The 22,775-nt window shown below is 51.5% G+C and carries 24 protein-coding genes and 2 riboswitches; all 24 genes read right to left on the bottom strand.

Annotated features, from left to right (window positions below; genetic code table 11):
* Positions 1-34: 34 nt before the first annotated feature.
* A riboswitch (guanidine-I (ykkC/yxkD leader) is annotated at positions 35-147 on the bottom strand.
* A 53-nt stretch (positions 148-200) separates the two neighbouring features.
* Positions 201-1,001, bottom strand: a complete 801-nt coding sequence (locus IEX98_RS26180) for an ABC transporter permease (protein WP_188892641.1) — start codon at positions 999-1,001, stop codon at positions 201-203.
* A 6-nt stretch (positions 1,002-1,007) separates the two neighbouring features.
* The gene (locus IEX98_RS26175) at positions 1,008-2,021 is read right to left on the bottom strand and encodes an ABC transporter substrate-binding protein (RefSeq protein WP_188892640.1); all 1,014 of its coding nucleotides are present in this window, start codon (positions 2,019-2,021) and stop codon (positions 1,008-1,010) included.
* 88 nt (positions 2,022-2,109) lie between these two features.
* A riboswitch (guanidine-I (ykkC/yxkD leader) is annotated at positions 2,110-2,228 on the bottom strand.
* A 180-nt stretch (positions 2,229-2,408) separates the two neighbouring features.
* Entirely contained in the window at positions 2,409-2,597 is a 189-nt protein-coding gene (locus IEX98_RS26170; protein ID WP_188892639.1) for a hypothetical protein, read from the bottom strand.
* A gap of 12 nt (positions 2,598-2,609) precedes the next feature.
* A complete protein-coding gene (locus IEX98_RS26165; protein ID WP_188892638.1) occupies positions 2,610-3,482 on the bottom strand; it encodes an SPFH domain-containing protein in 873 nt (290 codons plus the stop codon).
* A gap of 131 nt (positions 3,483-3,613) precedes the next feature.
* Complete coding sequence (locus IEX98_RS26160) at positions 3,614-3,940, bottom strand: alpha/beta-type small acid-soluble spore protein (protein ID WP_229692405.1); 327 nt, start codon at positions 3,938-3,940, stop codon at positions 3,614-3,616.
* Positions 3,941-4,047: 107 nt separating this feature from the next.
* On the bottom strand, positions 4,048-4,746 hold the full coding sequence (gene urtE, locus IEX98_RS26155) for an urea ABC transporter ATP-binding subunit UrtE (RefSeq protein ID WP_188892637.1): 699 nt from the start codon (positions 4,744-4,746) through the stop codon (positions 4,048-4,050).
* Positions 4,724-5,500, bottom strand: coding sequence for an urea ABC transporter ATP-binding protein UrtD (gene urtD, locus IEX98_RS26150; protein ID WP_188892636.1), 777 nt, complete (start codon positions 5,498-5,500; stop codon positions 4,724-4,726). The genes urtE and urtD overlap by 23 nt, the downstream gene beginning before the upstream one ends.
* Positions 5,472-6,563, bottom strand: coding sequence for an urea ABC transporter permease subunit UrtC (gene urtC / locus IEX98_RS26145; protein WP_188892635.1), 1,092 nt, complete (start codon positions 6,561-6,563; stop codon positions 5,472-5,474). The genes urtD and urtC overlap by 29 nt, the downstream gene beginning before the upstream one ends.
* 18 nt (positions 6,564-6,581) lie before the next feature.
* Positions 6,582-7,487 (bottom strand): urea ABC transporter permease subunit UrtB, encoded by a 906-nt coding sequence (gene urtB, locus IEX98_RS26140; protein WP_188892634.1) that lies wholly within the window; start codon positions 7,485-7,487, stop codon positions 6,582-6,584.
* Positions 7,488-7,620: 133 nt separating this feature from the next.
* On the bottom strand, positions 7,621-8,871 hold the full coding sequence (gene urtA, locus IEX98_RS26135) for an urea ABC transporter substrate-binding protein (RefSeq protein WP_188892633.1): 1,251 nt from the start codon (positions 8,869-8,871) through the stop codon (positions 7,621-7,623).
* A gap of 322 nt (positions 8,872-9,193) precedes the next feature.
* Positions 9,194-10,264: a peptidylprolyl isomerase gene (locus IEX98_RS26130; protein WP_188892632.1), complete on the bottom strand. Its 1,071-nt coding sequence runs from the start codon at positions 10,262-10,264 to the stop codon at positions 9,194-9,196.
* 69 nt (positions 10,265-10,333) lie between these two features.
* The gene (gene mfd / locus IEX98_RS26125; protein WP_188892631.1) at positions 10,334-13,867 is read right to left on the bottom strand and encodes a transcription-repair coupling factor; all 3,534 of its coding nucleotides are present in this window, start codon (positions 13,865-13,867) and stop codon (positions 10,334-10,336) included.
* A gap of 173 nt (positions 13,868-14,040) precedes the next feature.
* Positions 14,041-14,271, bottom strand: coding sequence for an anti-sigma-F factor Fin family protein (locus IEX98_RS26120; RefSeq protein ID WP_188892630.1), 231 nt, complete (start codon positions 14,269-14,271; stop codon positions 14,041-14,043).
* 64 nt (positions 14,272-14,335) lie between these two features.
* On the bottom strand, positions 14,336-14,896 hold the full coding sequence (gene pth, locus IEX98_RS26115) for an aminoacyl-tRNA hydrolase (protein WP_188892629.1): 561 nt from the start codon (positions 14,894-14,896) through the stop codon (positions 14,336-14,338).
* A 147-nt stretch (positions 14,897-15,043) separates the two neighbouring features.
* A complete protein-coding gene (locus IEX98_RS26110; protein ID WP_188892628.1) occupies positions 15,044-15,694 on the bottom strand; it encodes a 50S ribosomal protein L25 in 651 nt (216 codons plus the stop codon).
* 98 nt (positions 15,695-15,792) lie between these two features.
* Complete coding sequence (gene glmU, locus IEX98_RS26105; RefSeq protein WP_308421833.1) at positions 15,793-17,199, bottom strand: bifunctional UDP-N-acetylglucosamine diphosphorylase/glucosamine-1-phosphate N-acetyltransferase GlmU; 1,407 nt, start codon at positions 17,197-17,199, stop codon at positions 15,793-15,795.
* Between the two features lie 162 nt (positions 17,200-17,361).
* Positions 17,362-17,646: a septation regulator SpoVG gene (spoVG, locus tag IEX98_RS26100; protein ID WP_042171213.1), complete on the bottom strand. Its 285-nt coding sequence runs from the start codon at positions 17,644-17,646 to the stop codon at positions 17,362-17,364.
* Positions 17,647-17,776: 130 nt separating this feature from the next.
* Positions 17,777-18,166, bottom strand: a complete 390-nt coding sequence (locus IEX98_RS26095; protein ID WP_188892627.1) for a RidA family protein — start codon at positions 18,164-18,166, stop codon at positions 17,777-17,779.
* A 53-nt stretch (positions 18,167-18,219) separates the two neighbouring features.
* Positions 18,220-19,044, bottom strand: coding sequence for a pur operon repressor (gene purR, locus IEX98_RS26090; RefSeq protein WP_188892626.1), 825 nt, complete (start codon positions 19,042-19,044; stop codon positions 18,220-18,222).
* 83 nt (positions 19,045-19,127) lie between these two features.
* A complete protein-coding gene (gene ispE / locus IEX98_RS26085) occupies positions 19,128-19,982 on the bottom strand; it encodes a 4-(cytidine 5'-diphospho)-2-C-methyl-D-erythritol kinase (protein ID WP_188892682.1) in 855 nt (284 codons plus the stop codon).
* 128 nt (positions 19,983-20,110) lie between these two features.
* Entirely contained in the window at positions 20,111-20,296 is a 186-nt protein-coding gene (locus IEX98_RS26080; protein WP_188892625.1) for a small, acid-soluble spore protein, alpha/beta type, read from the bottom strand.
* Between the two features lie 149 nt (positions 20,297-20,445).
* Positions 20,446-20,721, bottom strand: coding sequence for a biofilm formation stimulator Veg (veg, locus tag IEX98_RS26075; protein WP_188892624.1), 276 nt, complete (start codon positions 20,719-20,721; stop codon positions 20,446-20,448).
* A gap of 200 nt (positions 20,722-20,921) precedes the next feature.
* Positions 20,922-21,815, bottom strand: coding sequence for a sporulation peptidase YabG (gene yabG, locus IEX98_RS26070; RefSeq protein WP_188892623.1), 894 nt, complete (start codon positions 21,813-21,815; stop codon positions 20,922-20,924).
* Between the two features lie 75 nt (positions 21,816-21,890).
* Complete coding sequence (gene rsmA, locus IEX98_RS26065; RefSeq protein WP_188892681.1) at positions 21,891-22,772, bottom strand: 16S rRNA (adenine(1518)-N(6)/adenine(1519)-N(6))-dimethyltransferase RsmA; 882 nt, start codon at positions 22,770-22,772, stop codon at positions 21,891-21,893.
* Positions 22,773-22,775 lie beyond the last annotated feature (3 nt).

Here is a 22,775-nt window from a genome sequence, read left to right as displayed (position 1 = left end):
TTGTTTAAAATAGAAAAAGCCGAGGAGATGCTTGATCTCCCAGGCTTTTATCCTTCCGTGTTATATGGCAAAGCGCCATACGCCGTCTCTCGGTCCAGTCCTGACTGAACGACCCCATTCATCAGCGGAACCCTAGACAACTTTTTTTGTTCCCATTTGCTGCTTAACCGGGAACCTTTATTTAATTGTTCAATCAGCCGCTATGCCCAAGGGAAAAACCGCTTGTTCATGAAGGCGAATATGCGATCACTAATGAGACCAAGCAAACCAATAACGATGATGCCGACAAAAATTTGATCCGTATTCAAAAACCGCTGCGCCTTCATAATCGCATACCCCAAGCCGCTGTTGACGGCCACAAGTTCGGCTACAACCAGATACGTCCATGCCCAGCCGAGAATGAGGCGAAGCGTATGCATTAATTGCGGCTGAATGGCCGGGATCAGCACCGTCTCAATGGCCTTCCAGCGGCTTGCCCCCAGCGTGAAGGAGGCTTGCAGCAAGTCATGTGACACCCGGCGCGTGTTGTCGGCTACCATGAGTACGAGCTGGAAAAAGCAGCCGATGAAGATGAGCAATATTTTCGCCCATTCGCCGATGCCTGCCCACACCATAATGAGCGGAATGAAAGCGACCGCCGGCATGTAACGAATAAACTCCATAGGCGGCTCTACCACAGCTTCGCCGTATTTGAACGTCCCGGCAAATAGGCCAATCGGTATGCCGACGATGCAAGCAAGCAGGAAGCCGGCCGAGACGCGGAACACGCTAATGCCGATATGATGCCAATACGCCTCTGTGCCAAGCTGCCTGAACAATTCCATTAACACTTGATGCGGCTCCGGCAGAAAAACCGGATTGACGAGCTTCATATAACTGAGCACCGACCAGATCAACAGCAGCGTTAGGAAGGAAGCTCCTGCTGTCAGGGCAAATGGCTTTGCTCCTATTTCTTTGAAGATTTGCATACGATACGGCTTGCGTCTGTTGACCCGTTTCATCTCGCATCACTTCCTTGCTGCCGTATTTTTAACGAATTGCGAGTCGAACATGACGCTTACATCCTTGATCTCATCAACCATATCGAGCCCCTTCAAGAAAGCCGCCGTTTTCCCTGCCGTATATTCAAGCGACGTAAACTCATCCCGCTTCTCAAACGCATGAAGATTATCCTCTACCGAGAACAGCTTAATACTGTCCATACCAAGCTTGAAATCATCGGGAGACGTCTCCGCCTTCTCCGCAAGCAAGGAGATGGCCTCCTCCTGATTTTCCTGGAAGTAAGCGACCGCATCGAACCAGGCATCTACGATTTTCTGAATCTCTTCCGGCCTTTCCTTCACCATCTTCTCCCGGAATACGAGCAAGTCAGGAATGAGCCCCGGCGTATCCTTGGACGAGAACAACACCTTGCCCTTTCCTTCCTTCACCGCAATCGTCTGGAAAGGCTCCCACAGCACCGATGCATCGGTTTTACCGGATATAAAAGCAGGACCCGCGTCGTTGACGGTCATATTGACGTAATTAATATCCGTTTCTTTCATGCCGTTCTCCGCGAGAGCGGTCAGCAGCAGCAGATGATCTACCGTTCCCAGCTCGGTCGCAACGGTTTTACCTTTCAACTCTGCAATGGAGCTGATGTTCGCTTTGCTGACAATGGCATCCCCGCCAAAAGAATTATCGTTCACAAGCACTGCTTTGAGCGGGATTCCTTTGGAGATCGGAGCCAGCGTATCGCTGAGCGTCTGGCTGTTAGCGTCAACCTTGCCCGTCGCTAGAGCTTGAAGCGAGTCACTGTAGACGGGGAAAAACTCCAGCTTAACTTGAACCCCGTGCTTTTCGAAAAAGCCCTTTTCCTCCGCCAGATACCACATATACCAGCCAGGCCAAGGACTGAGCGCAATTGTAACCGGACTTCCCGCTCCTCCAGAAGCTTTAGAGCCGCCTCCGCAGCCAGCAATGGTGAACATCGCGATCACAAGCATCAGGCTGCACAGTCTCTTCATCGTCAACTTTTCCATTCTCCCCACTCCTTGTCTATTTCGCTCCGAACAGCCAATCGCCGCTGCCCTTCGGGCTCTAAAATAAACAAAAGCCTGAGAGAATTTAATCTCCCAGGCTTTTATCCTTCCGTGTTATACAGCCCGATCAGACTGTACGCCGTCTCTTGGACCAGCCTTGATTCTCTGCATAAGCAAAGCCTCAACGGAACCCTAGACAGCATTTTCGCTCTCATCCTAATCAAATATGAGGACAGAGCCTTTATTTAATTGTCAGAAAACCTAACGTTTAATCGTAGTATAGTGGCGAACGTATGGATCTGTCAACATTAATGTTAGATTATATTACATAATATAAATAAAAAAAATGGCCGAATCATTCCCATACAGGAACAATCAGCCATCCTTTTATTCTTCTTGTGATTTTGGTTTGCTGGAGGAAGGCTTCGGCAGCCTTCCCGCTTTCCCGAGCACTTCCCTGAGCAAAAATTCGATATGGCCGTTGACGCTGCGGAATTCGTCATTTGCCCATTGCTCCAGCGCACGGTGAATATCGGGATCAAGGCGCAGCGCGAAAGCTTTCTTTTCTTTCCCCATCCCAAATCTCCTTTAGGTATAAAGGGATCCAGTATTTATGACCGGTGTTGCCGCGCGGTCCGAAACGATGGCCACCATCAGATTGTTCACCATCGCCGCACGTCTCTCCGCATCAAGCTCGATCCCATTCTCAATTAATTGTTTCAAAGCAGAGTCTACCATGCCAACCGCGCCTTCGACAATCTTTTGCCTAGCAGACACGATCGCAATTGCCTGCTGCCGCTGGAGCATCGCGCTTGCAATTTCCGGCGCATAAGCCAGGTGCGTCAGTCTCGTCTCCAATACTTTCACACCCGCCACGGACAAACGTGTCTGCAGCTCTTTCATCAGCTCATTCGCCACTTCGTCAGCATTTCCCCTGAGCGACAACGCTTCTTCGTTCTCAAACGTATCATAGGCATATTGAGCTGCGGTATGCCGAACCGCCGTCTCGCTTTGTATCGCAACGAATTTCTCATAATTGTCGACATCAAAGCTTGCTTTAGCCGAGTCCGTCACTTTAAATACAACAACCGCACCGATCTCGATAGGGTTGCCTTCCGCATCATTAACCTTTAGCGTCTGGCTATTGAAGTTGCGTACCTTTAGCGAAACCGTACTCTTGTTCGTGAACGGCAGCACCATCCACATCCCGCTTCTAGAGACCGTCCCAACATACGAACCGAAAAACGTAATGACCTTGGAGTCATTCGGCTGCACGATCGTCAGCGACGACACCGCTACAGCAAATACAGCACCAAGAATAATCCCTAACACAATGAAGACTGTATTCGTTTCGGTTGATGTCGAACCGGCTACAATGAGCGCTACTCCGCCAGCAATTGACGCTAATGCAATGAGCAGCGCCAGAAACCCGTTAACATGCCATGCTTGCTTTTCCTTCATAGAACCAGCCCCTTATATTATTTTGATATTATTATGATATCACTTTTTACATTATAAGTAAACCATAAAACAAGCCGTCCCTCCGATTCGCTGCTGCGATCTTCAGGACGGCCTGTTATTCAGCTCCATATTTATTGTCTGGCTAACTTCTCCTGCGCCAGCCGGATCATCTCGCGCACCATGGAGCCTCCGATTTTCCCGCCTATCTGACCGGCATCCTCCGTCTTCAAATCACCGTTATCTCCTGACTTGAGCGGAATGCCCAATTCGCTCGCCACCTCATACTTTACGCCATCAGGATTATTCGGATCAACCGTATATCCTTCTTGCCGCATCACATCGGCTTTGAAGTTCTGCATCGCCTGCCTGGCCCCCGGCACCAGCAGCCTTCGATTTCTTCTCGCCACGTTGTCACCACCTTTCACTTGCCTATCGTTTGTCACGTCAGTTACCTCCATACTTTTCCCTACCTCCTTGCATTTATGAACAGCAATAGCCTGCCTCTTCGCGAAAACGTCTTTCAACGTTTCCATGAAGAGGCAGGCCGTCACTTACCGCTTACCGTTTACACCGTCAGGTACTTCTTAATGACATCATCCGTCAACGATTCCAAGCCGCCCTCCCAAGCGACTGCACCCTTCTCCAGCACATAAAAATAATCGCCGACGCTTTTCACAAATTCCAAGCTTTGCTCCACAAGCAAGATCGCCGTTTTTCCATCTGCCTTAATCGATCGAATGACATCGCGGATATCATCGACGATAGACGGCTGGATACCTTCGCATGGCTCGTCGAGCAGAAGCACCTCCGGCTTCGATGCGAGCGCTCGCGCGAATGCCAGCTGCTGCTGCTGCCCGCCGCTCAAGTCGCCGCCGCGTCTGGCGTACATGGTTGGCAGCACGGGAAACTTGGCGATCGCCTCTTGCGGAATCGACTTCGCATTTTTATCACGAGCCGCCTCTAAGCCGATCAATATATTCTCATACACGGTTAACTGTCCGAATATTTCACGCCCCTGCGGCACATAACCAATGCCGCTCTTTGCGCGCCGCCCCGGCGCTTGCTTCGTCAATTCCTGCCCATTGTAGGAAACCGCGCCTCTTCGAGCCTTAAGCAGCCCCATAATGCTTTTCATAAGCGTCGTTTTGCCAACGCCGTTACGGCCAAGCAGACAGACGACCTGCCCCGGCTTCACCTTTAGTGACACATTGCGAAGAATAACACTCTCGCCATAACCCGCTTCAAGCTGTTGAACGGCTAACATCCGCATCCCGCCTTTTTCCCAAGTAGACTTCAGCCACACGGTCATCCCGCTGCACTTCCTCCATCGTTCCTTCCTTGAGCAGCTTCCCCTCATGCATGACCGTCACCTTGCTCGCAAAATTACGGACAAATTCCATGTCATGCTCCACAACAACGATAGAGCGCTGGCGTGATATTTCGATTAGCAGTTCTCCCGTTTTATCCGTTTCCTTATCCGTCATGCCGGCAACCGGTTCATCAAGAAGCAGCACTTCCGGCTCCTGCAGCAGCATCATGCCAATCTCCAGCCACTGCTTCTCGCCATGTGACAAACCGCCTGCGCGCCATTCCGCCTTATCCTGCAGCCCTATCATCTCTAATTGATGCTCAATTCGAGCAGCATCCTCTGCCTTCATTCTCGCAAACAGAACGGTAAATACGCTACGCCGCTGGCGCATTGCGATCTCCAGATTCTCAGCCACTGTCATCGACGGAAATATGGAAGGCGCCTGAAATTTGCGTCCAATACCGAGCTCAGCGATCTGATGCTCTTTTTTCTTCGCGATATCGACAGATTCCTTGAACGTAACGCGGCCGGAAGTCGGCCGCACTTTACCGCAGATGACATCAAGCATCGTCGTTTTCCCGGCGCCGTTTGGCCCGATCAGGAAGCGCAGTTCCCCTTTTCTGAGCTGCAAGCTCATGCCTTGCACCGCCTTGAAGCCGTCAAATTCCACTGTCACCTCATCACACTGCAGGATACTCGACTCTATCATGCTCTGGCTCACTCCTTCTTTTGCCTTTGCCTAGCTTGAACTTGCTCGCAAGTCCCATCAGCCCGTTCGGCAGGAATACGACCACCACAATAAATACCGCCCCGAGAAAATACGTCCAGCCTTCCGGATACGTCGTACTGAACTCACTCTTCGCCCAGTTCATCAGCACCGCACCTAACGCTGCTCCAATCAAGGTGCCGCGTCCGCCAATCGCAACCCACAGCACCATCTCAATAGATGGAACGATTCCCATCATCGACGGGGAAATGATGCCGACGTGGAGTACAAACAGCATGCCAGCGATGCCAGCCAACGCAGCGGAAATCGTGAAAATGACCATTTGATAGACAGCCGGATTGTAGCCAATGAAGCGCACCCGATTCTCGCCGTCGCGAATTGCGCGCAACACCTTGCCAAACCGGCTCTTGACGATATAGCGGCAAAGGATAAAAACAGCGATTAGCACCGCCGCAGTAATCCAGTACAGCATCCGCTTCGTATCGGAGGATGCAATGGACTGGCCGAGGATTTTGCTATAGCCGGTAACGCCGTTCGTCCCGCCAGTATACGCCTGCTGACCGACGAGCAGCGTCGTCGTAATAATAACCAAGGCCTGCGTCAGAATCGTAAAGTAGACACCTCGAATCCGGTTGCGGAACGTGAAGAAGCCCAGGAAAAGTGCGAGCACTGCCGGTATGAGAATGCCCATTAGCACTGCGAACCCAAAGTTTTCGAACGGCTTCCAGAACCACGGCAGCTGATTCAGCCCGCTCCAGCCCATAAAGTCCGGCAGCTTGCCGCCGCCCGCCTCCAACTTTAAATACATTGCCATCGCATAAGCACCAAGACCGAAGAAGATGCCATGACCCAAGCTTAAAATACCGGTAAACCCCCAGATGAGATCCAGCCCCAGCGCCACAATAGCGAACGCGAGAAACTTCGCAAGCAGGTTCAATCGAAAATCACTTAAAAACATTGGAGCCGAGAATAGAGCGGCAGCCGCGGCAGCATATCCGATCAACAGCCAAATTCGTGCGGGCGTTAATTTTTTCAGCGTCAACATCCGTCTCCCCACCTCTCTCTATGAATCAAGCGAACGCGAGCGCATCGCCACGAACCCCATCGGTTTCCATTGCAGAAAAGCAACGATACAGAGGAATACGAGCACTTTGCCGAGCGAAGCATTCGTCCAATATTCGAACATCGTGTTAAATATACCGATCCCCATTGCGCCAAGCACTGTGCCGACCAGCTTGCCGACACCGCCAAGAACGACAACCATAAACGCATCGACGATATAGTAAGTGCCCAAAGACGGCCCAATAGGACCCAGCAGCGTAAGCGCACAGCCAGCGATACCTGCTATGCCAGAGCCGATCGCAAAGGTCATCGCATCAACGCGTCTGGTCGATACGCCAAGACAAGCGGCCATATCGCGATTCTGCATCACGGCACGCATTCTGCGCCCCTCAAGACTGCGGTAAATGTAGAAGTACATGGCAAGCAGGCATAAAGCAACAAGGCCAATAATGAACAATCGCTTATAAGGCAGCACGGCACCCAACACCTCTACACCGCCATTAAGCCAAGACGGACTCGTAACCGCAACATTTGGCGCCCCGAAGATCGATCTCGCCAGTTGCTGGAGCACCAATCCAACGCCCCAGGTGGCCAGCAGGCTGTCGAGCGGCCTGCCATAAAGGAACCGAATGAGGCTCATTTCTAAAATAAGACCAAACACAAAAGCAATAAGGAAGCTGACCGGAATCGCCAGCACAAAATACCAGTCGAAAAGCGATGGCGGCAATACGTCTTTGAAAATATTTTGCGTTAAATAGGTGGAGTAGGCGCCAATCATTATAAGCTCTCCATGCGCCATGTTGATGACTTTCATCAATCCGAACGTAATAGCGAGACCTAATGCAATGAGAAGCAGAATCGAGCTGACGCTCAGCCCGTTGAATAACTGCAGCGTAAATACTTCCATATGCCTTCAACTCCTTCATGATTTGCGCAGCGCTGCCCATTGTAACAACAGAGGGAGTATCCATTGCCCTAGAATACTCCCTCCGCTTGTTACCGCTTATGTGACGTGATGCCGAGCGCTGCCGCTTAGCCCGCTATTCCGTAGGCTTGATGCTTGCCGCCCAATCATAGCCTTTCAAGTAAGGATCCGGCTTCACCGCTTCACCGGAATTCCACAGCTCCTTGAACTGCCCGTCAGCTTGCACTTCGCCGATCCGCACCGTTTTGTAAATATGCTGCGTTTCGCCGTCGATCTTCACTTTGCCTTCCGGCGCATCCCACTCCAGTCCCTTCGCCGCTTCCTTCACTTTGTCGACATCGGTGGAGCCTGCTTTCTCTACAGCCGCTTTCCAGAGGTAGACTGCCGTATAGCCCGCTTCAATCGGGTCAGCCGTCACTCTATTCTCGCCGTACTTCTTCTTATAGTTGGCAACGAAGCTTTTGTTCGCCGGCGTGTCTGTCGTTTGATAATAATTCCAGGCTGCCAAATGGCCTTGGAGTACATCGACGCCGATGCCGCGGATTTCTTCCTCCGCTACAGATACAGACAATGTCGTCATGTCCTGCACAGTAATGCCTGCATCCTTCAACTGCTTGAAGAAAGCGACGTTGCTGTCGCCGTTCAACGTGTTGAACACGACATCCGGCTTCGCAGCTTTGATTTTACTAATGATCGTACTGTAATCGGTATGGCCAAGCGGCGTGTATTCCTCACCAGCCAATTCTCCGCCTTTCGCTTTCAGCTGCTCCTTAATAATCAGGTTAGCTGTGCGCGGGAATACGTAGTCCGAGCCAAGCAGGTAAAACTTTTTGCCGCGATTCTCTAACAACCAGTCAACTGCGGGTACGATCTGCTGATTCGTTGTCGCTCCTGTATAAAAAATATTGGGAGAGGATTCAAGTCCTTCATATTGAACCGGGTACCAGAGCAGGCCGTTCAATTCTTCAAATACAGGCTTCATTGCTTTACGGCTGGAGGACGTCCATCCGCCGAATACAGTCGCGACTTTATCTTCGGAAATGAGCTTGCGCGCTTTCTCTGCGAAGGTCGGCCAATCCGATGCGCCATCCTCTTCTACCGCTACAAGCTTCTTCCCAAGCACGCCGCCTGCGGCGTTGATCTCTTCAATCGCCATAATCTCGGCATCGCGTACCGACACCTCACTAATCGCCATCGTACCGCTCAAAGAATGAAGTACACCTACCTTAATCGTATCGCCTGATGCCGCCCCCGAATTGCCTCCTGATGTAGTGGATGCAGGTTCCTCATTGTTTCCGCAGGCTGCCAGCACCATGCTAAGCACCACTGCAGTGAGTCCCATCTGATAAAACCATTTCTTTTTCATCTCTCCACTCCCCAATTCTTCTATAAATTTTATCTAATGACGAACATTTACATGGAATGTGTTTCCAATGTTCGCATCCTTATTATAGGGGGCGGCCAGATTATATGTCAATATATATAACATCAAAATTTTAAAAGGGGACGTTTGTCTCATGATCACTGATAAATAGGGCATTTTTCGCTTGCTTTCGTCATTCAACCTGACGCAACGACCCTTGAATCTTATTTATATATTACATAGATATGACGCAAATGCTGAAAACTTGAGAAAGAAGCCAACAAAAAAAGGACCGCCCGCATGGGCAGTCCTTTTCAATCCGCTATTATTTTGCGTCTTCAGGTTTTTTCGTAGCTTCCGGTGAAGGCGAAGCCGATGCATCCGGAGATGCAGATGGCGACGGCTGAGGAAGCGTAATTTTCAAATCCTGCTTCGGCATTTCATCCTTCATGAACGTGTTCATATGCTCGTAAGCAACAGCGCTCTTCACGGATTCTTTCGTTTTCTCGTCGAGGTCAGCGTAAGCTTTCACGTCGCGTTTCTCAACCTTGATGACATGGTAGCCATACTCGGTTTCAACCGGATCGCCAATTACGCCTACTTTTTGCTCAAGGGCAGCTTTCTTGAAGCCTTCTACCCAATCACCTGCATTGGCATTCTCATAGAGGCCGCCTTTGTCTTTGGAGCCCCCGTCTTCGGAGTATTTCTTCGCAACTTCATCCCAGCTCTTGCCGGCTTCCAATTCCGCTTTCGCTTCTTTGGCAAGCTTCAGAGCTTCTTCCGGCTTATGCTTCTCTTCACCTGTCGATGGGTCTGTAGTCGTCACCAATACGTGGCGAACCGTTACCGGGTTGTAATTGCCGCCGTTTTTCTCATACTCGGCTTTAATTTGTTCCTCGGTCACTTTGGAGTTCATATGCTCTACAACGACGAGCATCAAGCCCAAATACGTCTTAACGTCGGCGTTTGTCACTTTTTTATCATCCAGCGTTTTTTTCAAATCAGCATTTTCTTTGATCGCCTTTTCGAAATCCTTCATTTGCTTGTCTGTTTCTTCGGCAGCTTTCTTCACGTTCTCTTCAGTAGCTTGTCCAGCAAGCACTTTGTAGGACACGAACTGCTGAAGCAATTGTTCCTTGAATTGCGGAATCGCCAAAACTTGCTCATATCCAGGCTGCATAATGTTGAATACGCCCAAATATCTGTCGAACTCAGGCTCCGTTACCGTACCATCTTTATAAGTGGCGATTACTGTACCTTCTCCCGCCCCTTTAAACGTGGTGCCTGTCCCTTCATCCTTCTTGCCGCAAGCCGCCATAACCGTCATGACGAGCACTGCCGCGATTACAAGCAGCGCGCTTCTGCGCCATGCCGATTTGCGTGTACCGTGCAACATGCTGAATCCCCTTTCAAAATAGGAAGTTGTTAGTATTGTAACAGAAAACGTCATCGCAATGCGAATTTTCTATCCCGATGTCGCATCCTGCAGCGCTTCCGCGCCAATCTGAGCCTCTTGAAAAGACTTCAGGAACCGCTCAAGCAATTGCAGCTTCTGATCCATCTCCAGCCCTTTGCCGCGCAGCAGCAGGGAAGGGTAATCATCCTGCACGCCATTGCTTAGACGGAACCGGTTCTCGAAGGCCACGCAAAGCTGATCGACCTTTTTCGAATCGATCCGTTTTTTCTCGCGCGCCGCAAATTTGACGATCAGATCGTCAGCCTTTTGGCTAATTTGCTCGATGCCGTACATAGCGCCGTACACCTTCAAGCGGGCAACCGACAGCAAATTATCGACAGCTTGCGGCAAATTGCCGAACCGGTCCATAATCTCCTCCGTTAGATCATCCGCTTCATCGAATGAACGGACGGTCGCGACCTTCTTGTAGATCTCGATCTTCTGAATGCTGTCGTAGATGTAATCGGACGGCAAGTACGCATCGATGCTCACATCGATCAGCGTGCTGACCGAACGCTCTTCCTTCACTTCAACGCCTTCCATCTCCGCTTTCCGCTTCGCAATCTCGTCCGCGAGCATTTGCGAATACAGATCGAAGCCGACCGAGGCGATATAGCCGTGCTGCTCCGCTCCGAGCAGATTGCCCGCTCCGCGAATGGCAAGGTCGCGCATCGCGATCTTGAAGCCGGAGCCCAGCTCGGTAAATTCCTTAATGGACTGAAGCCGCTTCTCCGCTACCTCCGTCAGCACTTTGTCGCGCTGATACGTGAAATAAGCATAAGCAATCCGGTTGGAGCGTCCAACCCTGCCCCGCAGCTGATAGAGCTGGGAGAGGCCCATTTTATCCGCATCATGCACGATCAATGTATTTACGTTCGGAATATCGACGCCCGTCTCGATGATGCTCGTGCTGACGAGCACGTCCGACTCCCCGTCCAGGAAGTCGAGAATCGTTTTTTCGAGCTCCTGCTCGGACATTTGGCCGTGGCCTACCGCCACCTTGGCATCCGGAACTAGCGAATTGATCAGCTCCGCCATCTGGTAGATGCCCTGCACCCGGTTGTACAAATAGTAGACTTGGCCGCCGCGGGCGAGCTCGCGCTCAATCGCCTCGCGGACCAGTGACATATTATACTCCACGACATAGGTCTGAACCGGGAACCGGTTTTCCGGCGGCGTCTCTATGACCGACAAATCGCGCACGCCAAGCATCGACATATGCAGCGTCCGAGGAATCGGCGTCGCCGTCAGCGTCAGCACATCGACATTCGTCTTCAGCTTCTTGAGCTTCTCCTTATGCGACACGCCAAACCGCTGCTCCTCGTCTACGATAAGCAGTCCCAAATCTTTAAAAATTACGTCCTGCGACAGCAGCCGGTGCGTGCCGATCACGACATCGACCGTACCCGCCTTCAAGCCTTTCATCGTCTCGTTCTGCTCTTTGCGGGAGCGGAAACGACTGAGCACTTGAATATTGAACGGATAGCCGGAGAACCGCTCACGGAACGTCTCGTAATGCTGCTGAGCCAGAATCGTCGTCGGCACGAGGATCGCCACCTGCTTGCCCTCGATCGCCGCCTTGAATGCTGCGCGAACCGCAACCTCCGTCTTGCCGTAGCCGACGTCGCCGCACAGAAGCCGGTCCATCGGCTGCGACTTCTCCATATCCTTCTTGATCTCTTCGATCGCCCGCAGTTGATCCCGTGTCTCATCGTAAGGGAACATGGCTTCGAATTCGTTCTGATAGGCCGTATCCAGGCCAAAAGCGAAGCCCGGTGCAGACTGACGCTCCGCATACAGCTTGATCAAGTCGTCAGCGATATCCTGAACGGACGAACGAACCTTGTTCTTCGCCCTTGTCCATTCGCTTCCGCCCAGCTTGTTGATCTTCGGCTCCTTCTCTTCCGAGCCGACGTATTTCTGAATCATGTCTACCTGCTCAATTGGTACGGACAGCTTGTCGCCGCCCGCATAGAGAACATGCAGGTAATCCTTGTGTATGCCGCCAATTTCCAGCGTCCCGATGCCGACATATTTGCCGATGCCGTGATTCTGATGCACCACGTAGTCGCCAACCTTCAGCTCGGTATAGCTTTTAATCCGTTCCGCATTATCAATTTTCTTATCGACGCGGCGCGCCTTCCGCTGCTTCTGCGTGAACATCTCGCCTTCCGTAATGACAACCAAATGCGAAGAAGGCAGCTCAAAACCAGATTGCAGGTTGCCCTCAATCAACTTAGGCGGCTCGATATTATAGTCCTGCAATACACGGCGCATCCGGTCCATCCGTTCGGCATTGCCGGCCAGCATCATGACATTAGCGCCCGTCTTGCGCCAGCGATCCATCTCGGCCTTGAGCACATTCATCTGACCATGAAAATTCTGCATCGCCCGGCTCGTCATATTCAGAATGTTCTGCGGCTGCGTATGTGGAATTTGGCGCAGAAAGAGCGACAAAAACAACGTCTGGAACGAGCGGTGATGCAAGATTTCATCCGAAGCACGTGCAAGCGTAAAGCCCGGCAGCGACTTGCCATTAGTGAGCAGATGCATCGCCCATTCCGATTCATCGCGTTCGAGCTGCTTGCCCGTCTCAATCAGACGAGTTGGCTCATCCATAATGAGCAGCGTATCATCCGGAAAGTAGTCCAGTATCGTCTGGCGCTCCGGGTACAGCAAAGAAATATATTTATAAATTTCAGAGAAATAAACCTGTTCCCGCAGCTTGTCAATCTCGCCGCCGATTTCACCGCGAAGACGCTCCTTCGCCGTCCGGTCCGTCATCTTCTCGAGCTGCTGCGACAGCAGCAAAGCCGCATGATCAGCAGCTGCTTTGAAGCGGCGCTCATCCGCCAAAATTTCCTGACACGGAGGAACCGTCAGCTCCTGCAAGTTACCCAGCGAACGTTGGTCGCCGGGATCAAAAGTACGGATCGAATCGACATCATCGCCAAACCATTCAATCCGGTAAGCCGTTGCCGACGTCAGCGGATAGAAATCGACGATACCGCCGCGAACGCTCATTTCACCCTTGGATTCAACCCGGTCTACGCGCGTATAGCCGATACCGGCCATTTGACGCAGAAATTGCTCAATAGCGAGCTCGTCTCCGACCTTCACCTGGATTTTCGCTTGAGCCATTACGCCCGGTACAGGCAAATAACGGCGAACCCCAGAGAAAGGCACAACAACGATCCCGCGGAAGCCTTCGGACAGCCTGATCAGCACGTCCATGCGCTGCGCCAGCGTCTCAGGACTCGAGATCGCCGCTTCAGCAGCTACAAGCTCATTGGCGGGATATAACAATACTTCATTTGGAGAAAAGCATTCCTGCAAATCCTCCGCTATTTTTTGTGCGGCGTACATATTATGCGTCACGACAAGCATCGGACGCTCCACGTCCAATTTCACGGCTGCAACGAGCACTTGTCTAGAGGAGCCCGCGAGCCCCGACACCATCTGCTCCCGCATCCCTTTGCGGACACCGGCGATAATGGACTGAACGTCCGGATCCGCAGCAAAAGCCTGTACTAATGCTTCCAATCGTTAAGGCACCTCGTTTCTAAACCGTCCATTGGCGACAAAAGCTCGTTCGCAAATTAGCGTCTTCTGCTATTTGCGAAGCCTTTTATTCCAATCAAACAAGCTTTCTGCAAACAATCGAAAAGAAGCCTCAGCGTTCGCTAAGGCCTTGCCATACCATTCATTTCCACGCCCTACTGCAGCGGGCTTGTGACCAAATTCAGCTCAGGATTAGCGTCAAGCGCTTCCCGGCAATAGTCGCAAATCACTTTAACCGTCACATCTCCGTTTGGGTTATACGCTATTATATCGCTGCGTTCTTCGGGGGTCAAGAAATGGAAACCGAGCTGCTGCTCGGTTATTCCGCTTTGCTCGATGGTCCCCATCGATGTGCGGCAGTGCCTGCAAATATAGTTTACAGCCATATGTATGCCTCCTGAAGAGTCGTTATACCCTTCAGTATGCCCGGCTTTGGCGTAAATTAACGGCTTAGCGGTTAAACTTTGCCATCGTGTTGTCAAAAGAATTGCTCAGCGAATATTCAATCGCGTCACACGCCTGCTCGACCATCGCCTTCAGCAGCTCATGCTCGCTCTTCGGAAAGTTGTCGAGTACATAATCCACGATGCTGCGGCCCGGCTGCGGCCGCGAAATGCCCATGCGTACCCGGTTGAACTGCTGCGTACCCAAATGCTGAATAAGCGATTTAATGCCATTGTGCCCGCCAGCGCTTCCTTGATAGCGCAGCCGGATCTTGCCGATCTCGGTATCCATGTCGTCATAGACGATAATACCGTCCTCCCGATCCGCCTTGAAATAATCCAAGAAGCCGCGAACCGATTCACCCGATAGATTCATATACGTCATCGGCTTAATGAGAACAACCTTCGTTCCCTTCACGTTGCCTTCGCCAATGAGCGCCTTGCATTTATTTTGCGTGACAGCGATGTCCCAGCGTCTTGCCAACTCGTCGACCACCATGAAGCCGACATTATGCCTCGTATTCTGATAAGCGGCGCCGGGATTCCCCAGCCCTGCAATCCACTTCATACCTTCGTCTCCAATCTTGCTAGTTGTTGTCCTTCTTCATTCTACACGATTAGCGGCTATCCCTGCACGCACCTTGGAAAACAGAAAACGGCATCTGCCCTAAGCCTTTATCAAAGGCTGTAGGGCGATACCGCTTGTTAGGCGAAATTAGGCGAAATCTACCTCGTGCATTTGAGCTTCCTCGGAACGCGATTCCGCCTCAACCCGCTCGACTTCAGCCGCTTCCGCTTCTTCCTCTGTCAGTTCCTTCTGCGGCGCCAGTACGGTCACGACGACTTGTTCAGGGTCCGAAAGCACCTTAACACCAGATGGCGGACGTACATCGCGGACAAGCAAGCTGTGCCCAAGCTCCAGATCGGCGACATTGATCTCCAGCGCCTCTGGAATGCTGCCTGGCAAGCATTCAACCTCCAGCTCATGCAGCAGCACTTGCAGAATACCACCTTGACCAACGCCATTGGCCTCGCCAACGAAATCGATTCGCACCTGCGTCCTTACTTCCTCGTTCATATTGATTTGACGCATGTCGATATGAAGCAGGCGGCGCGACAGCGGTTCACGCTGCACTTCGCTGATCATGACCGGCTGCTTCCCGGCACCAGGAATATCAAGGTCCAGCACCGCATTAGGGTGGGAGCGCAGCAGCGCAAGCACCTGCTTCTCTTCCAATGCAACCGCAGCCGGTGCAGCCAATTGCTTTCCGTATACGACACCCGGCACTTTGCCGCTCTCTCTCAACTGGCGAAGCGCACCTTTTGTTCCAATTGTTCTCTGCTCAACATTCATCGGTATGGACATTTATCGGAACCTCCTAGTAAAGTCATATTCCGTATAACTGTACCCAAACCGGCAAAGAATTAACCATATTTTTTCATTCTATTAGCGAAAGTCAGAGGCTACTCGGACTTTGCCTTCTTCGCATTTTCCTTCTTCACTTTAGCCCGTGCCCGGATTTTATCCGCATAACCCGGCTTATTCACTTGACGTTCACGCGCAATGGAAAGATCGCCAGCAGGCACATCATGCGTGATCGTAGAGCCGGCTACCACATAAGCACCGTCCCCGATTTTCACAGGTGCGATCAGATTGACGTTGCTGCCGACAAAAGCGTTGTCGCCAATCTCCGTTACGAATTTATTGTAGCCGTCATAGTTAACCGTAATAGCGCCGCAGCCAATATTGACGTCCTTGCCCACCTTAGCGTCACCAACATAGCTCAGATGCGAGACTTTGCTGCCGTCGTCAAGCGATGCATTTTTCAATTCAACGAAATCGCCAACTTTGCAGCCGACACCAAGCTTCGAGCCTGGACGAAGGTTCGCATAAGGCCCTACCGAGCTCTCGTTGCCGATGACCGCTTGATCCGCCACCGAATACTTCACTGTAACGCCGTTGCCGATAACGGAATCCTGAATATCCGCATTTGGTCCGATTACACAATCTTCCCCAATAACGGTCGAGCCGCGCAGAACGGTGCCTGGATACACGATCGTATCCGATCCGATACGCACATCCGCCTCGATATACGTTGAAGCAGCATCGATGAGCGTCACGCCTTCAAGCAGATGCTTGCGGTTAATCCGCTGCCGCATATAGCCCTCTGCTTCCGCAAGAGCGACCCGGTCGTTGACGCCGATCGCTTCCGCCAGATCAGACGTGCAGTAGCCCTGAACGACCTCGCCTGCCCCGCGGAAAATACCGATAACGTCAGTCAAATAAAATTCGCCTTGAGCGTTGTCGTTCTTTACTTGAGCCAATGCCGCGAACAGCTTTTTATTATCGAAGCAGTAGGTGCCCGTATTGATCTCTTTCACAGCCGCTTCTTCCGGCGAGCAGTCCTTCTGCTCCACGATGCGCTCTACGACATCACCGCCGCGAATGACACGTCCATAGCCGGTCGGGTTGTCAAAGGATGCTGTCAGCACGGTAGCCGCCGCACCTGTAGCGCTGTGAAGCTCCAGCATCGATTGAATCGTCTCTGCCCGCACAAGCGGCGTATCCCCGCAGATAACGATCGTCGTGCCTTCCTCCGAGCCCAGTAAAGCTTCTGCCTGACGAACCGCATGACCGGTTCCGAGCTGCTGCTCCTGCAGCACGTATTCCGCTTCATCGCCAAGATAGCCTTTCACGGCTTCCGCGCCATGCCCGACGACAACAACGGTACGCTCGCTGCGCGCCTCCTTCACTGTATTCCATACGTGGCCTACCATCGGCTTGCCAGACACCTGATGCAGTACTTTATATAATTTCGATTTCATCCGCTTGCCCTGTCCAGCTGCAAGCACAATCGCCATCACTTTCAACCGTAATTCCTCCCACTCATTGTGCGCTTTGTTCTTTTGAATATATCCCATTACAGACAAAAAAGAAAGAGAGCCTTCCGGCTCTCTTTCCTGTGACTCCCAAGCATCAATCGGCCTAAACCGTGCTGCCCGGGCCTTATCCATAAAGCGATTTGAAATAGGCTATGCGCCCTCTTCGATTGCTACTTCCTCCGTTGCAGCGCGCTCGTATTCTGCGAGCACAGCAGCTTGGATTTTCTCGCGAGTAGTCGAAGAAATCGGATGCGCGATATCCCGGAATTCTCCATCAGGAGTCCGCTTGCTAGGCATTGCAACAAACATTCCATTGTTACCGTCAATGACACGAATATCGTGAACGACGAATTCATTATCAATGGTAATGGAAGCAATAGCTTTCATGCGTCCTTCCGAATTTACACGGCGGAGTCTTACATCAGTAATTTGCACTTGTGTTCACCACCTTTGCCTATCTGAGACTTGGTGTATACTTCCACGTTTTTATGCAAATTCCTTCTAAAAATTTGGCAAAATAATGCACTATTTAAAATATTTTTTTTAGTTTGAATCTTTTTCGTTTCTATTCGACAATTGTCGATGCAATGACCTCTATTTCGACAAGAACATCCTTCGGAAGCCTTGCCACCTCTACGGCCGAGCGAGCCGGTTTATGGTCTCCAAAATAGGATGCATAGATGCCGTTGATCGTTGCAAATTGATTCATATCTTTCAGAAAAACGGTCGCTTTCACGACGTCCTGGAACGTCGCTCCCGCTTCAGCCAAAACTTCTTTTAAATTTTGGAAAACTTGATGCGTTTGTTCTTCAATGCCGCCTGCTACTAATTGACCGGAAGCATCCAATGGAATTTGTCCCGATGTGAACAGCAATCCGCCCAGCTTAATCGCTTGCGAATAAGGTCCAATCGCTGCAGGTGCTTTATCGGTAGAAATTACTTGCGGTTTTGTCACTTCATTCCCCAGCCTTTCACGGTTAGCTTGAACAGGAGCATCGATGCATCCCGTTATTTGAAATAATTGCCTAGCACTACTGTCGCTTGCTTCGTCTTCATATCGACTGCCGTCAATTTAGCCAGCGATACGTAATCCTCCAATAGACGCTCCTCCAGCTCCACTTCGCCGGACTCGACGAATACGCCAACTCCCGCTACGGTAGCTTTGAATTCATAGAGCAAATCCATCATGCCTTGAATCGTTCCGCCTGCTTTCATGAAGTCATCGATAATAAGTACCCTCGACTGCTCCTTCAATGCGCGTCTGGCCAGTGACATCGTCTGAATCCGCTTGTTGGAGCCGGAAACATAGTTGATGCTGACCGCAGAGCCTTCCGTCACCTTATTGTCCCTGCGTACGATAACGACCGGCAGGTTCAAGCATGAGGCTACCGCATACGCGAGAGGAATACCTTTGGTCTCGACCGTCATAATCACATCAATATTGCGGCTTGCAAAAGAGGTCGCGAACATCCGCCCCACATCGGCAAGAAGGTCCGGCTGACCCAGCATATCCGTCATATACAAATAACCGCCCGGCAGCACCCGTTCTGGCTGCTCCAATTGGCGGCAAATATTTTTCATAATCGAAAGGGCGGTGTCGGTGTGCATCTTAGGCGTATATCTAACGCCACCCGCTGCGCCCGCCAGCGTGTTCAATTCGCCAAAGCCTTCTTCCTCGAACACTTCTTTTATGATAGCCAAATCTTCGCTAATAGATGATTTCGCAGACTGATAACGATCGGCAAAAGCTGTCAACGATATTAACGTGTGAGGACGACTAAGCAAGTATTGCGTCATTTCTACTAGTCGCGCACTGCGCTTTAATTTTTTCAAAGCCATCTCCCTCCCACTAAACCCGAATAATATATAGACAATATAACATTTTTATACGGATTTAATCAAGATGAACGTCATGATCATGTAAGCATTCTTACCACGTATACCTCTTTGCAAAATCCTCGAAGCCCATTATAGATGCGGGCAAGCTTGGCTTCCTTCGAAACCAGGCCAAAAACCGTAGGGCCGCTGCCTGACATCAGCACGCCATCGGCACCCAATCGCTGCATGCTTTCCTTCAATTGAAGCACTTCGGGATGAAGCCCCAGCGTCACGTTCTCCAGCACGTTGCCGAGACCGTCGCATACGTCATTGAACGAGCCTCGCTCGATCGCAGATACCATATCCGCAGCCGACGGATGCGTCTTGAGCTCGTTTGCCCGAAACTTGCCGTACACGTCTGCAGTCGATACATTGATCGGAGGCTTGGCCAATACGACCCAGCACTGAGGCGGTGTTGCGATCGGCTCCAGCTTCTCTCCGCGTCCAGTAGCAAGCGCAGTGCCTCCCGTTACGCAGAACGGCACGTCCGAGCCCAGCTCCGCGCCAAGCTTGCACAGCTCGTCCTCCGGAATTTGCAGCCCCCATAGCCGGTTCAACCCCCGCAAAGCAGCGGCGGCGTCGCTGCTGCCGCCTGCAAGGCCTGCGGCAACCGGTATTTTTTTATCCAAATGAATATATACGCCTTTGCGTACATCATAGCGGTCTTTAATGAGCTTAGCGGCCTGGAAAGCTAAATTCTTCTCATCCAGCGGTATGTACCCGGCCTGACTCGAAATAATAATCGTATCCCGCGGCAGCTCCTCCATCTCCAGGCGATCTGCCAAATCGACCATGGTCATTATCATCTCGACTTCGTGGAAGCCGTCCTCGCGCTTTCTAAGCACATCGAGCAGCAGATTGATTTTAGCCGGCGCTTTCTCATATATTTTCATCATAAGCTCTCCCGTTCGTATCGTTAGCTTAAGCAACATTATAACAAACGGACACAAGAAAAGCTAAGAGACTGCGGCTGCTTTCCTGCGCCGTGCCCTTAGCTTGTGAATTGCAGCTTTCTCCGCCCTTACGGACGGTCGGATTTGCTCGCGGCAGCTTGCTCGGCAAGCTGTATGGCGCGCTTGACCATATTGCCCGCTTCCTTCGTCGTAATCCCGCCCCAGCCCTCTTGATCCACTTTATTCGCGAAACCAAGGTCTTTGGCAAGCTCATATTTCAACTGCTCCGACATGACGGATCTTCTGCGGCTCATTGTATCGGTCGCCCTCCTTAGGAATGGGGTTGCTGCGCTTTAGTATGCGCCGGACATTCCTCGTTCATGCCTCGCAAGCTTCATGAAAAAAAGGACGCGAATGGGAATCCATTCGCGTCCAACAAAATGGCCTTTCGGCATCTATAGCTCTATTGCTGCATATGGGTAATACGGACTTGACCTTCATCATTGCATACGGTCACTTCCACCGACTCCGTCAGTATATCCGCATAACTGTAAGAGACACGCTTAAAGGCGTGAGACTCCTGATCCAGTTTTACAATGAAAACAGAAGGGTAGATTTCTTCCAACGTACCGGTTCGTTCGATGGTCTTTCGACGGCCACCGTTTGCTCGAAGACGGATTTTGGAGCCAACGTGGGCTTCCAAATTTCGTTTAATTTCCAATAGCGCATTTTTTGCCATTGTCCACTACCACCTCTTTCCTTGTCCATTATAACCAAAAAGAGGGAGGTTGTCAAACAAAGCGAAATATTATATCAGCCAGTTTATTTGTTTGTCAACGGTATTTTTTCTTATTTTTCTAATATGACGAATAATGGACAATTTAAATGGGCACAGCTCCACGACATCCCAGATGCAGAGCCTTTTCTGGATGGAAGAGATTAGGAAGTTGTCTTCAACAGGGAGGCTGCAGCAGCTGCTTTCGGCTTAGGCAGACCTACCCGGCATCGGCCTATCGTCTCAATTCCGCCTACACCGTCAATACCGCTTATTGTGCCGTGCACAACGTCGGATAAATTAATGGTCTCGCGAATAGACGTATAGCTGGATTTGATCGCAATATAGACCGGATCAAGGGCATGAATCAGAATGCGCCCGGGCGAGCTTGCGAAATTGGAGCCAGCCTGAAGAAGCGCCTCGAAATGCGACTGGCAGGCCCCCGCTATGACGACTAAGCCGTCACGGTTCTTCTCATATTCCCGAGCAACGTGAACGGCATTGACGAAGCTCTGCGAGTTCTTATAGCTGCCCAGGCTGTACAGGTCGCCATTAGCATGGCTTTTCAGTACACCGTCATGGCCAGTGATAACGACGATATCGGGCTTCACCTGCGGCAGCAGACGGTAGAGCAGGTCTGCCATCTGCGATTCATGAGCGTGTACGCCATGCGCAGGCACCTTCATCGCCTCGTATAGCTGCATGCTTTTGCGTAAGTAATTGCCATCTCCATCGAGATGGAGCACTTTACCCGGCATCTCGAAATAAGGTTGCGCTTGCTGTGCAGCCGCCAGCCTGATTTCGTCCACGGTATGCACGGACTGCTGCTCTCGTTGCTGCCGCATACGTTTTAGGGAGTCATTTACTTTAATACGCACTTGCTGGGTTGCTCTCGTCGATTCGGGGTCGCGTACAACCGACAAATCGGGAATCGGCGCATCCGCAAGCAATCGATAGTCCGTGCCTTTCAATAGGGCTCGCTCGGATCGAACATCTTCAACTCGGAACAGCACGTCACCGCCATACGATTTGCGGACGACCAGGTCCCCTTGCTTCATGGGTAAATCACCTCTTCGTCTATCGTATGGATGTAACGCGCGGAGTGTGCGAATGTCTTTGTTAATGGGCCGATGCTAGCCTCTCCAGCCTGCCTCCAGGAAGGCCCGGCTTATGCGGGCGAACTCCTCCAGCGATAACGTCTCTCCGCGCCGTACAGGATCGATTTCGCAGCCATTCAGCAGCTGTGTCAATTCCTCGCGTCGCTCTTTGCCGACGAGCGCCGTCAGATTGTTCGCCAGCGTCTTGCGCCGCTGCGCGAAGCTCGCCTGTACAATGCGGAAGAAATGCGCCTCATCCGGCACATCAACAGGCGGTTTATCCCGAAGCGCAAGCTTAATAACAGCCGAATCAACGTTTGGCTGCGGAATGAACACCGTATGCGGCACGAGGCAAACGATCTGCGGCTCGCAATAGAACTGTACCGCTACGCTCAAGCTGCCGTACTCCTTGCCGCCCGGCTTCGCCGCCATGCGCTCTGCCACTTCCTTCTGGATCATAACGACGATATTCTCCAGCGGGAGTTTCTCCTCCAGCAGCTTCATCAGAATCGGAGTCGTCACGTAATAAGGCAAGTTGGCCACGACGCTCACTTTGGACACGTCCGCAAACTTCTCCTCGAACAGCTGCTTCAAGTCGAGCTTCAGCACGTCGCCATGAACGACCTCAACATGGGATTCTTGAGCAAGCACATCACGCAAAATCGGAATAAGCCGCGCATCGATCTCCACGGCAGTCACTTTAGCCGCTTCAGCAGCCAGATGCTGCGTCAGTGCGCCAATGCCCGGTCCGATCTCCAGCGCACCCTTCGTCTTGTCCAAACCGGCTGCAGCCACAATCTTATGCAATATATTTTGATCGATTAAGAAATTCTGTCCCAAGCTTTTCTTGAACGAGAACCCGTATTTCGCAATAATTTCTTTCGTCCGCTTTGGCGTCGCGACTTCTAACGCCTTCATAGC

It is taken from the genome of Paenibacillus radicis (ex Gao et al. 2016) (genome assembly GCF_014641555.1).
In the GTDB taxonomy this organism is placed as follows: Bacteria; Bacillota; Bacilli; order Paenibacillales; family Paenibacillaceae; genus Pristimantibacillus; species Pristimantibacillus radicis.
The sequence above is the reverse complement of the archived record's forward strand: the minus strand, read 5'-3'. Positions and strand labels throughout refer to the sequence as shown.

Coding starts and splice junctions, on each gene's coding strand:
- yabG (WP_188892623.1), bottom strand. CDS start 21,815: ATGAAGCAAGGGGACCTGGTCGTCCGCAAATCGTATGGCGGTGACGTG.
- IEX98_RS26165 (WP_188892638.1), bottom strand. CDS start 3,482: ATGAAGGAAAAGCAAGCATGGCATGTTAACGGGTTTCTGGCGCTGCTC.
- urtE (WP_188892637.1), bottom strand. CDS start 4,746: ATGTTAGCCGTTCAACAGCTTGAAGCGGGTTATGGCGAGAGTGTTATT.
- urtB (WP_188892634.1), bottom strand. CDS start 7,487: ATGGAAGTATTTACGCTGCAGTTATTCAACGGGCTGAGCGTCAGCTCG.
- urtA (WP_188892633.1), bottom strand. CDS start 8,871: ATGAAAAAGAAATGGTTTTATCAGATGGGACTCACTGCAGTGGTGCTT.
- IEX98_RS26110 (WP_188892628.1), bottom strand. CDS start 15,694: ATGTCCATACCGATGAATGTTGAGCAGAGAACAATTGGAACAAAAGGT.
- urtC (WP_188892635.1), bottom strand. CDS start 6,563: ATGTTGACGCTGAAAAAATTAACGCCCGCACGAATTTGGCTGTTGATC.
- pth (WP_188892629.1), bottom strand. CDS start 14,896: ATGAAGTGGATTGCAGGGCTGGGGAATCCCGGCGCCGCTTATCAGAAT.
- veg (WP_188892624.1), bottom strand. CDS start 20,721: ATGGCAAAAAATGCGCTATTGGAAATTAAACGAAATTTGGAAGCCCAC.
- IEX98_RS26175 (WP_188892640.1), bottom strand. CDS start 2,021: ATGGAAAAGTTGACGATGAAGAGACTGTGCAGCCTGATGCTTGTGATC.
- ispE (WP_188892682.1), bottom strand. CDS start 19,982: ATGAAAATATATGAGAAAGCGCCGGCTAAAATCAATCTGCTGCTCGAT.
- IEX98_RS26170 (WP_188892639.1), bottom strand. CDS start 2,597: ATGGGGAAAGAAAAGAAAGCTTTCGCGCTGCGCCTTGATCCCGATATT.
- IEX98_RS26160 (WP_229692405.1), bottom strand. CDS start 3,940: ATGGAGGTAACTGACGTGACAAACGATAGGCAAGTGAAAGGTGGTGAC.
- IEX98_RS26120 (WP_188892630.1), bottom strand. CDS start 14,271: ATGGCTGTAAACTATATTTGCAGGCACTGCCGCACATCGATGGGGACC.
- IEX98_RS26080 (WP_188892625.1), bottom strand. CDS start 20,296: ATGAGCCGCAGAAGATCCGTCATGTCGGAGCAGTTGAAATATGAGCTT.
- rsmA (WP_188892681.1), bottom strand. CDS start 22,772: ATGAAGGCGTTAGAAGTCGCGACGCCAAAGCGGACGAAAGAAATTATT.
- IEX98_RS26180 (WP_188892641.1), bottom strand. CDS start 1,001: ATGAAACGGGTCAACAGACGCAAGCCGTATCGTATGCAAATCTTCAAA.
- IEX98_RS26130 (WP_188892632.1), bottom strand. CDS start 10,264: ATGTTGCACGGTACACGCAAATCGGCATGGCGCAGAAGCGCGCTGCTT.
- urtD (WP_188892636.1), bottom strand. CDS start 5,500: ATGATAGAGTCGAGTATCCTGCAGTGTGATGAGGTGACAGTGGAATTT.